Here is a 10429-nt window from a genome sequence, read left to right as displayed (position 1 = left end):
GCCACGCGCCGACGACGAAAAACGCCGGCGCGATGAACAGCGCCGCGAAGGTCACGTACCGTCTGGCGGTCGCGACGTAGTCCGTGGCCGTACCGGTGACCGCTGCCCACGCCGGCCGCGTCCCGAGGTGGACTGCCAGCGCCGGCAGCAGGCCGCCGATGACCACGGTTCCCGTCAGCGCGCCGAACGTGCTCAGCGCCGTCGGTCCGGGTATCGCCGCAGCGACCGCGTCGTCCAGCCGGGAGTCCGTGACGACGAAGACGCCGACTAACGCGACCGTCGCCTGGAGGACGCGGTTCAGTCGCCGCAGCCGCGTCGCCGCGGCGACCCGGTCGTCCGTGCGGAGCGCCGCCTCGCCGGCCAGCCGGCTCGACGCGTACGCGAACGGCGGGAGTGCGAGGACGACGGGGGCGTGCATCGATGTGAAGCTACGGACGGCAGCCACTAAGCGCCGGCGGTGCCCGCCCCGGGATTCACGAAACGGCTCCAGCGCTGTCCCAGCAGGGAGGTGACAGCCACGGCCTCGCAGGAGGGGTACTCCCAGTGTTCTGGAATACCGTCCCCCGTTTATGGGAGTCTGTTCGACTTGTGTGGGTACGCGCCGATCCGCGGCGTAGATTCCCGATGCCAGGCTCGACACTCGACACGAACATTTTCGCGCACGTGAACGACCCGGTCGTCGTCGTCCGGGACGAGTCGATACGGTACGCGAACCAGCCGTTCCGCGACCTCACCGGCGACAGCGACCTCACCGGAGATCCGGTCCGGGCGGTCGCACCGCCCGACACCGCGCCCGACCTCGAACAGTTCTGCGCTGCCGTGCAGCGCGGCGACGCCGACGAATCGACCGGCAGCGTAGTCGTCCGTGACGGCGACGGCGACCGATTCACGGCGGCCGTCGACGCGGTCACCGTCGAACTCGACGCGGGGCCCGCCGCGGCCCTCGTGGTCGACGAGTCCGCGAGCCATCCTGCCCACGATTCCGCGTCCGACCGCTACGAGCGACTCGTCGAAACACTCCCGATGGGCGTCTACCAGGTCGGGTCCGACGGCAACTTCAGCCTCGTGAACGACGGGATGGCTGGCCTCTTCGACGCAGACTCGAAAAGCGCGCTCGTCGGACTGCCCGTGGAAGCGCTGTTCGCCCACACCGAAGACCACGAGGAGTTCACGGAGCGCCTTGAGGAGACCGGCGACGTCACCGCGGCCGAGTACAAACTGGAGACGCTGCACGGCGACGCCCTCTGGGGTGCAGTGACCGCAGTCGCGGACGACGCCGCCGGGCGGACGCGGTACGAGGGCGCCGTCCAGGACGTCACGCGACGGAAGGAGATGGAGCAGACGCTGCGGGAGCGCGAGCTTCGGTTCCGGCGGATGTTCGAGCGCCACAGCGCGCCGATGCTGCTCGTGGACCCCGACTCGGGAGCGATAGAGAACGCGAACGACGCCGCGGCCGAGTTCTATGGCTACTCGCGGGACGAACTCACTGACATGCGGGTGCACGACCTGAACCAGGCTCCCGCGGAGGACGTCAGTCGCCAGCGGGAGCGCGCCCGCCGGGAGGACCGCAACCACTTCCGGTTCCAGCACGAGCTCGCCGACGGGGAGGTCCGGACCGTGGAGGTGCACTCCTCGCCCATCGAGCTGGCCGACGACGAACGCCTGTTCTCTGTCGTGCACGACGTCACCGACCGCGTCGACTACGAGGAGCGCCTGGAGACCCAGCGCGACAACCTCGACGTGCTCAACCAGGTGTTGCGCCACGACATCCGCAACGACCTCCAGCTGGTGTTCGCGTACGCCGAGATGCTCGTCGACGACGTCGACGACGACCACCGGGAGTACGCCGAACGCATCCTGGAGAGCGCGGACCACGCCGTCGAACTCACGCAGACCGCCCGCGACATCGCTGACGTGATGCTCGCCAGCGAGCAGAGCCGACAGCGGGTGTCGCTGCGGTCCGCGCTCGAACCCGAACTGGAGGAGGTGCGAGCGTCGTATCCAGGCGCGGCCCTGACCGTCGAGGGTACGGTTCCGGACGTCGACGTCCAAGGGAACGAGATGCTGGATTCGGTGTTCCGGAACCTCCTGAAGAACGCCGTCCAGCACAACGACAAGCCGGTCGCGGAAGTCGAAGTCTCCGCGACCGAGCGCGACGACGCGGTCACGGTCCGCGTCGCGGACAACGGCCCGGGCGTGCCGGACCGCCAGAAGGACGACATCTTCGGGAAGGGCGAGAAAGGGCTGGAGAGCGCGGGAACCGGCATCGGCCTCTACCTCGTGCAGACGCTCGTCGACGACGTCGGCGGCGAGGTGTGGGTCGAGGACAACGACCCCGACGGCGCCGTCTTCGCCGTCGAACTCCAGCGAGCGTAACGATGCGGTCGCGACGGCTGTTCTTCGTGGTGCTCGTGGTCGTCGGCGTGTTGCTGTCGGCGTCGGTGTTCGCCGGGTTCCAGGTGTACAAGAACGCCGTCGTGGACGAGCACCAGACCAGATTCGTGAGACGACAGAGGAAGTCCAGTCGGGACTGGACGCGCGACTCGCCGGACACCAGGAGACCGTCAAGCTGTGGGCATCCCATGCCGACGTCGCCGACCACGGCGCGGACAGCCAGCGGGCCGCACTCCAGACGTTCGTCGAGCAGACGACGTTCTCCGGCGCGTCCGTGGTCGCGGCCAACGGCACGATGACGGGCATCGTCGCGGGGCTGTCGACGGCCGAGCGCCGCGACGTCGTCGGCGACCAGTACGGCGACCGCGAGTACATCAAGCGGGCGCTCGCGGGCGAGACGTACGTCAGCGAACCGATCGAAGCGGCGTCCGGCAACGAAATCGTCACCGTCAGCGCGCCCATCGTCCGGGACGGCGCCGTCGTCGGCGCGCTCAATGCCGCGTTCCACCTCTCGGACGCGGGATTCTTCGCACGACCGACGGAGAACGTCGACACCCCGAAGGGCGTGACAGTGCGTTCGGCGTCCGGACGCGTCATCTACAGCGACCAACCAATGCCGGACAGCTCGCTCGAGGTGTACAACGCGACGCTCGAGGAGACGTCGTGGACCATCAGCGTCGCGGAGTCACGGACGCTGATCGAACCGACGATGCGGCGCGTGACGGTCCTGCAGTTTCTGGGCGTGTTCGTCGTGGTGGCGTCACTGGCGGGCTTCGGCTGGTGGAACTACCGCCGCAACCTCAAGCAGGTCGAGCGGTTGCTCGACGGGTTCGCGGCCCTGGAGGACGGCGACTACGGCGTGGCGGTGGACATCGGCGGCGCCGAGGAGTGGGACCGGATCGGCGCCGGGTTCAACGAGATGAGCGCGACCGTCGAGCAGTCGCTCGAGGCGAGCCGCGAACGCGCGCGTCAACTCCAGGTGCTGGACCGCCTGCTCCGCCACAACCTCCGGAACGAGTTGAACGTGGTGCGCGGGCGCGCGGAACTCCTGTTGACCGACGACCCCGGCGACGTGACCGAGCACGCCGAGCGAATCGTCCGGCGATGCGACGCCCTGCTGGAGAGCGCCGAGAAGGAACGCGCCATCAACCGGGTCATCGGCGAAGGCACCACCGTCGAGTCGGTCGACGTGCCCGCCGTCGTCGAGAGCGCGGTCGACGGCGTCGCCGACGACTATCCTGAGGCGACTGTCGAGGTCGACGCTCCGGCGTCCGCGCCAGCAAGCGCCGTCCCGTACGTCGAAACCGCCGTCCACGAACTCGTGGAGAACGCCGTCGAACACGCGGACGCGGCCCACGCTTCGGTCGCTGTCAGCGTCGACGCGTCCGACAGCACGGTCGCGGTGTCGGTCGCGGACAGCGGCCCGGGGATTCCCGAGATGGAACGACGCGTGCTCGACGGCCGCGCCGACATCGACGCGCTCCACCACAGCCAGGGACTGGGGCTGTGGCTGGTGTACTGGATCGTCGACCGCTCCGGTGGTAGCCTCGAGTTCGCCGACAACGACCCCGCCGGCTCCGTCGTCACAATCGAGTTCCCGCGGGCGGACGAGTGACCGCGAGCGGGCTGCGTCGAGGCGCGTTCGAGGGGGCTGCGCGTGTTCGTCGCGGAAATTGGCGCGCGCGTGAGGGAGGTTACACGTGTTCGTCGAGGAAATCCACGACGGCGCTGTAGGCGATGATCTTGTTCTCGAGTTTCGCGAAGCCGTGGCCCTCGTCCTCGAAGATGCGTTTCTCAGTGGGCACGTGCTCGCTGGCCTCCGCGGCGATCTGTTCGGCCTCCTCGACGGGGACCCGCGGGTCGTTCGCGCCGTGCAGCACCATCAGGGGCGCGCGGATCTCGTGGGCGTGATTGACGGGACTGATGGACTCGAGGAACTCGCGGTCCTCGTCGAGGCTGCCGTACTCGGCCTCCCGGTGGGCGCGCCGCCAGTCGCCTGTGTTCTCCAGGAAGCTGACGAAGTTCGCGATGCCGACGAAGTCGACGCCAGCCGCCCAGAGGTCGGGGTACTCGGTGAGCGACGCCAGCACCATGAACCCGCCGTAGGACCCGCCGTACGCGACGATGCGGTCCTCGTCGACGTCGTCGCGGTCGGCCAGCCACTCCACGCCGGCCTTCCCGTCCTTCACGGAGTCCATCCGGTTGCGGACGTTGTCGAGGTTCATGAACTCGGCGCCGTACCCCGACGAGCCGCGGACGTTCGGCTCGAAGACGGCGTACCCGTTGTCGACGAAGTACTGGCGCAGCGAGAGGAAGAACGGCCGTCGCTGGGATTCCGGGCCGCCGTGGTAGTGGACGATGACCGGGTGGGGGCCCTCGCCGTCGGGGAGCGTGAAGAACGCCGGGATCTCGAGGCCGTCGAAGCTCTCGTAGTGGACGAGGTCCGGGTCGCGGAACGTCGACTTCGGGATGCCGGCCGTCGAGGCGTTCGTCCAGCGGCGCGCGTCCCCGGACGCGACGTCAACGACGTACACGTTCGTGTTCTCCGTGGGCGTGGACGTGGAGACGGCGAGACGGTCGCCGTCGGTATCGAAGCTCAGGCTGAACACGACGCCGTCCACCAGGTCGGGTTCGGGATGCGGGTCGAGTATCGCGCCGTCCGCATCCGCGACCGTGAGTTCGCTGTACCCGTCCACGTTCCGGGCGTACGCGATGCGCGCTGAGTCGTGGTCGGTGACGACGGCTTCGACCTCCCAGTCGCCGCCCTCGTCGACCGTCTCGACCGTCCCTGCCTCCGGGTCCAGCAGCCCGAGGTAGCGGGTGTCCGAATCGAGGTCAGTGCAGACGTAGATGCCGTCGCCGTCGGGCGTCCACGCGACCGACGAGAACCGCACGTCCTCGTCGAACGGCGTGACGTTCGTGACCGCCCCCGTCGCCACGTCGAGGACGTAGAGGTCGTCGCTGAAGTTCGAGTGGCTGTCGTGGAGCAGCAGGCGGTCGTCGCCGGGGCTCCAGCCGGCGACCGACAGCCGGTCGAACTCGCCGCCCTCGGCGAGCATCGTCGCGTCCGCGCCCGTCTCGTCGCGGCCCTGGACGTAGACGTCGAAGACGGCTTCCTCGCGGCGGTTCGCCGCGTACGCGATGCGGTCGCCGTCGTGGCTCCAGCCGCCCCACTGGTGTTTCGCGTCCGGGTGTGCGGTCAGCGGGACGTCCTCGCTGCCGTCCGCGGAGAGCCGGTGGAACTGCCAGAACTCGTTGCCGCCGTCGTCCATGCCGTAGACGAGTTCGTCGCGCGTCGGCGAGAATGACGCGAACGCCACGCGCTCCTCGTGGAACGTCAGTTGCTCGGGCCAGACCGCCGGTGCGTCCACGCGCCACACCTGGCTGGTGCCCGTCGCGTCCAGCAGGAACGCGAGTTCGCCCGCGGGGCCGAACGTCGGCCCGCCGGCGCCGCGGACGTTGAGGTATCGCTCGATGTCGTAGGCCATACCAGGGAACTGCATCCGGACGGGGGTTATGGGTTCGGGTCCCGGAACTGAGCGTTCGGCCGCGGCGCCGGGCCCGTTATCCGAGCAACGTTCCCCGAGCGGTCTTCCACAGGTAGGTGAGGACGGGTCGGCCGCGAGGGGTCGTGTAGAGGTCGGCGAGTTCGTCGGCCGGGGGCGCTTCCGGTTCGAAGTCCGGTCGCCTCAGCCGGCGCACCGCTTCGGCGAGCATGTCCTCGGACGCGTCGAACAGGCGACGCTGAACGGCACCCCACGTCGGCGCGTCTGCGATGTCGACGTGCTTGGAGACGACGACTTCGCCGCCGTCGAGCGTCTCGTTGATGCGCTGGAGGGTGACACCGGCCGTCTCCCGGCCGTGGACGTACTCCCAGAACCCCATCGGCTTGCCGCGGTACTCCCGGACGTCGCCGTGGTGGAAGCTCAACACGCCCATCTCCGGCGCGTCCAGCGTGTCACCGACGAGGAACCCGAAGCCGAACAGGACGGCCACGTCTGTCTCGGCCAGCCTGTCGACCACGCGGTCGGTGAGCGCGACCTTCCAGCCGTCGACAGTCCGCGGTTCGCAGGACACCCAGTCGGCGTCCTCCGCGCCGTCGATTGAACGGACGGGAACGGGCTGGAGGTGGACGCTGTCGCGGCCGAACACCTCACCGGCAGCCGCGACGACGGCCCACTCGCGGAGTTCGACCACCCGTCGCAGGGCGTCCAGTGGCGAACGCTCGCTCGTCGCGGTGTTCTCGACCACGAGCGAGATCTCGGCGTCGGTCTCCGCAACCATTCGCTGGGTGGCCGCCGCCGCCCACGCGGACAGCGTCTCGCCGTCCAGCAGCAGGCAGACTTGCGCGGGTTCGGCCTCAGTCATGGCTGGCGACTGCCTCGGAGCGAACCCGGACACGGTCGTTCACCTCGGCCATCGTCTGGATCTCGAGGTCACCGCGGTCGCGTCTGGCCGATAACTCGTCGAGGAACGCCCTGATGGGTGGCCACTGCGCGTCGTTCGAGAAGTCGAAGAGATGGCACCAGAGGTGACAGTCGCCGTCCGATTCGACCGCCGCGTCGAGCGCGCGGCTGAGGTACAGTCGGTGGAGGCGTTGCCTGAACGAGACTGGCAGCGCGCGGAACGGAGCGGGCGGCGGCTGCTGGCCGGCGGGCAGCGCCGACGACGTCAGTGACGGATAGGTGGTACAGTACGTCTCCACGACGCCGTCCACCAGCCTCGGCTCGAAGACTGGATGCGGTCCGAGGAGGAGTTCTCGCGCGCGGCTCGCGGTACTCCGGTCGCTGGTATCCCTGGCAAGCCGGACGATGTCGATGTCGGCGTCGCGGAGGGGGGCCACGGGGGGTTCGCTGTGCCGCGGCGGAACGAGCGACGACGTCGTCGACCCGGTTGCTCGACGGATGTTGGTCTGGGCCGCGTCCAGTTCCCAGGCCACCGTTTCCGCGGGCGCGTCGCCGCAGAGGACGTGGGAGTACGTGTGCGAGCAGAGCTCGTGCGGTGTCGGGTGGTCGACGATTTCGGTCACCGCTTCGGGCGCGTAGAACCGCGGGTCTGCGACCGCGTTCGTCCCGGGGTCGTCGTCGAACCACCCGCTGCGGTGCGGGCCGTCGTGGACGCCCTCGCACCGCGACTCGAAGAGGTGCCCGACCACGTCGAACGAGACCGGAACGTCGACCGCATCACAGTGGTCGAGGAGTCGACGGAGCGCGGCCCGCTCGGCCCGCGCGTCCTCGCTCAGATGTCCGTACTCGCCGATGTCGTGGACCCCCCACCCGAGCTCCACTTCGACGCTGATCGTGACTGCCATCCGCAGACGGTTCGTCGCCGACGGGCAAAAGTAGTGACAACCTACTAATGTTTCACGCGCCACGCCGTCGCTGGTGGCGGCGCCCGCCGTCGAGGCTGCCGAACAGAACCGTTTTTATCCACGTACTGTATCACGGCGAGTATGCGAGTGGCGTTCGTCTCGGAGACGACCGCCCACCACGTCGACGCCGACGACGTCGACAGGCTCCACCTGCTCGCCGACTTGCTGGGGGAGCGTGGCCACGACGTCCACGTCTGTTGTGCGCAGTGGTGGGACGGCCGGCCGGACACGTTCGAACACGAGGGGCTGACCTATCACGCCGTGACCGGGGAGCGCGGCCAGCGGGGGTTCGCCGCGAAGGCGGCGGTCGCCCTGCAGCGCCTCGGACCGGACGTCGTCCACGCGACGAGTCGAACGCCCGGCACGTCTACGGCGCGCGCTGGGGCGGCATCCTGGCCGGCGCGCCCATCGTCCTGGACTGGTACGAACCCCACGACGCCACGAACGGCCTGCGCGGCAGGGCCTATCGGTACGCCGCACGGAAACCGAACACCGTCGTCACGCCGTCCCGCACGGTGAAGACGAGCGTCCGCGAGTGCGGCGCGGACGGCAACGGCGTCCGCGTCGTCCCCACCGGCATCGACGTCGACCAGATCCGGCGCGCCGTGCCGGGCGACGGCGGCGACATCGTGTTCAGCCGTCGGCTGGACGAGGACGCCAACCTCGAGTCGCTGTTCCTCGCGCTCGCCGAGTTCCGGGAGTACGACTGGAACTGCACCGTCATGGGCGACGGCCCGAGCCGCCGGAACTACGAGCGCCAGGCCCGCGACCTCCGCATCGCGGACCGCGTGGACTTCGCCGGCGAGCAGTCCGTCGAGGAACGCATCCAGACGTTCAAGAACGCACACGTCTACGTCCACACCGCCGAACGCACGTCGTTCGCGCTCGACCTGCTGCGCGCGCTGGCGTGTGGCTGCGTCGGCATCGTCGAGTACCACGCCCAGTCCAGTGCGCACGAACTCGTGGAGACCTACGACCGCGGGTTCCGCGCGACCAACGACGAGGAGATCACGGAGTGCCTGATCGCGGCCGGCGACCTCGAGCGCAAGGCCGTCGACGAGACGTTCGTCGACTACGACCACGAGCAGTTCCTCGAATCCTACCTCGACGTCTACCGGGACGCGCAGGGAGACGGCGGCCTGGTCTGAGCGCGTCCGGGCGACAAGGGAGTTCTCGTCACCGCCCGGTCGAAGCCACGGTCACTCGTCGTCGGCCTCGCGGCGCGTGGCGTCCGCGACGCGGACCGCCGCGGCGTTCTCTTCGACGTCGTGAACGCGCACGATGTCCGCGCCGCGGTCGGCCGCGAGCGCGGTGGCCGCGACAGTCGCGTACCCGCCGTCGTCCGGATACCGGTCGACGTTGCCGAACATCGACTTGTGGGAGTGGCCGATGAGGACGGGGCACCCGAGCGCGTGAAACTCGTCGGCGCGGTCGAGCAGTTCGAAGCTCTCCGCCGCTGACTTCCCGAATCCGAGGCCGGGGTCGACGACGATCTTCTCGCGCGGCAGCCCGGCTTTCTCCGCGAGCAGCACGCGCTCAGTGAGTTCCGCGAGCACGTCCTCGACGACGTCGTCGTAGTGGACGTCCGTCTCGGGGTCGACCGGCGCGTTGATGGAGTGCATCACGACCAGCGGCGCGCCGTGTTCGGCCGCGACGAACCGCATCTCGGGGTCCTCGAGGCCGGTGACGTCGTTGATGACGTCCGCACCAGCCTCCAGCGCGCCCCGCGCGACCTCGGCCTTCCGCGTGTCCACGGAAATCATCGCGTCGAGGTCACTGATGCGCTCGACCACCGGGAGCACGCGGTCCAGTTCCGCCTGCGTGGAGACCGGTTCGGCGCCCGGGCGCGTGGACTCGCCGCCGACGTCCACGATGTCCGCGCCCGCCTCCACCATCGCCTCCGCGCGAGCCACCGCGTCCTCGATGGCCTCGTACTCGCCGCCGTCGTGGAAACTGTCCGGCGTCACGTTGAGGACGCCCATCACCGCCGTGCCGTCCTCCCAGGGGTAGCCGTGTGTCTCGGGGTCGGTCTGGATGCCGAGGTCCGCGCGGAGTTCCGCGGCGAACACCGACAGGCCGTAGGGCTGGCCGTCGAGTTTCTCGCAGAGGCGCTTGAACTGCGCCAGCGTCCCCATCAGGACGGCGTCGAGGTAGCCCCGGGACTGGGAGTTCAGTCCGGACAGCGAGCACTCGCCGCCGAGGCTGAGCAGCTCCTCCTTGAGGTACTGGGCCTGCCGGTTCTGGACGCGCGTCTTCACGACGCGGTGGACGCCCTTGCCGCGCATCCGCCAGACGCCCGGCGGCGTGACGTGAGCGCCCTCCAGCACGGCGCGGGCGTCCTCGATGTCGTCGACGTCCTTCTGGACGTTCGCGCGCGTCCACCGCGTCCGGGCTTCAGCCACGGCGAACAGCGACCCGGCGACGAGCACGACGTCGTCCGGGCCCGCAGCGGCGACGGCCTCGTCGAGCGCGGAGTCCACTGCCCGCGTGACCGTCGTGTCCGAACCGGCCTCCGAGAACACCGTCGAGAGCACGTCCGCGTCCTCCGCGCGGCCGTGTCGGGTTCGCAGGCCCACACGCGGTCCGGCGTCGGGAGCGCCGCCGCCATCCCGCGGTGGTCCTTGTCGTGCATCGCGCCGAAGACCAGGTGGAGGTCGTCGTAGT

Annotated in this window: 7 protein-coding genes and 2 pseudogenes; 4 read left to right on the top strand and 5 right to left on the bottom strand. The window is 69.5% G+C overall.

All coding sequences use genetic code 11. From position 1 onward, the window contains the following. Positions 1-418: pseudogene (locus tag GRX66_RS12590) on the bottom strand (M48 family metalloprotease); the annotation flags it as partial. Between the two features lie 206 nt (positions 419-624). On the opposite strand from GRX66_RS12590, the gene GRX66_RS12585 reads away from it, so the two are divergent. Then, positions 625-2376: a PAS domain S-box protein gene (locus tag GRX66_RS12585; RefSeq protein ID WP_159526875.1), complete on the top strand. Its 1752-nt coding sequence runs from the start codon at positions 625-627 to the stop codon at positions 2374-2376. Positions 2377-2668: 292 nt separating this feature from the next. After that, entirely contained in the window at positions 2669-4009 is a 1341-nt protein-coding gene (locus GRX66_RS12580) for an ATP-binding protein (protein ID WP_325064096.1), read from the top strand. 79 nt (positions 4010-4088) lie between these two features. On the opposite strand, the gene GRX66_RS12575 is transcribed toward GRX66_RS12580, so the two are convergent. The 3 genes from GRX66_RS12575 to GRX66_RS12565 form a co-directional block, all read right to left on the bottom strand. Then, positions 4089-5882: a S9 family peptidase gene (locus tag GRX66_RS12575; RefSeq protein WP_159526874.1), complete on the bottom strand. Its 1794-nt coding sequence runs from the start codon at positions 5880-5882 to the stop codon at positions 4089-4091. A 76-nt stretch (positions 5883-5958) separates the two neighbouring features. After that, positions 5959-6762, bottom strand: coding sequence for a formyltransferase family protein (locus GRX66_RS12570; RefSeq protein WP_159526873.1), 804 nt, complete (start codon positions 6760-6762; stop codon positions 5959-5961). Next, positions 6755-7705 carry a polysaccharide deacetylase family protein gene (locus tag GRX66_RS12565; RefSeq protein ID WP_159526872.1) on the bottom strand — a complete coding sequence of 317 codons (951 nt, stop codon included), beginning with the start codon at positions 7703-7705 and terminating at the stop codon, positions 6755-6757. The genes GRX66_RS12570 and GRX66_RS12565 overlap by 8 nt, the downstream gene beginning before the upstream one ends. A gap of 141 nt (positions 7706-7846) precedes the next feature. Between GRX66_RS12565 and GRX66_RS20025 the strand changes: the two genes are divergently transcribed. Both GRX66_RS20025 and GRX66_RS12560 read left to right on the top strand, forming a co-directional pair. Beyond that, entirely contained in the window at positions 7847-8284 is a 438-nt protein-coding gene (locus GRX66_RS20025) for a glycosyltransferase family 4 protein (RefSeq protein WP_233745507.1), read from the top strand. Next, positions 8281-8913, top strand: coding sequence for a glycosyltransferase (locus GRX66_RS12560; protein ID WP_325064095.1), 633 nt, complete (start codon positions 8281-8283; stop codon positions 8911-8913). The genes GRX66_RS20025 and GRX66_RS12560 overlap by 4 nt, the downstream gene beginning before the upstream one ends. A gap of 51 nt (positions 8914-8964) precedes the next feature. Here GRX66_RS12560 and folP read toward each other — a convergent pair. Next, positions 8965-10429, bottom strand: a pseudogene (gene folP, locus GRX66_RS12555) (dihydropteroate synthase); the annotation flags it as partial.

This window comes from Halobacterium bonnevillei (assembly GCF_009831555.1).
Taxonomy (GTDB): Archaea; Halobacteriota; Halobacteria; order Halobacteriales; family Halobacteriaceae; genus Halobacterium; species Halobacterium bonnevillei.
This window is presented reverse-complemented; position numbering and strand designations above follow the sequence as displayed.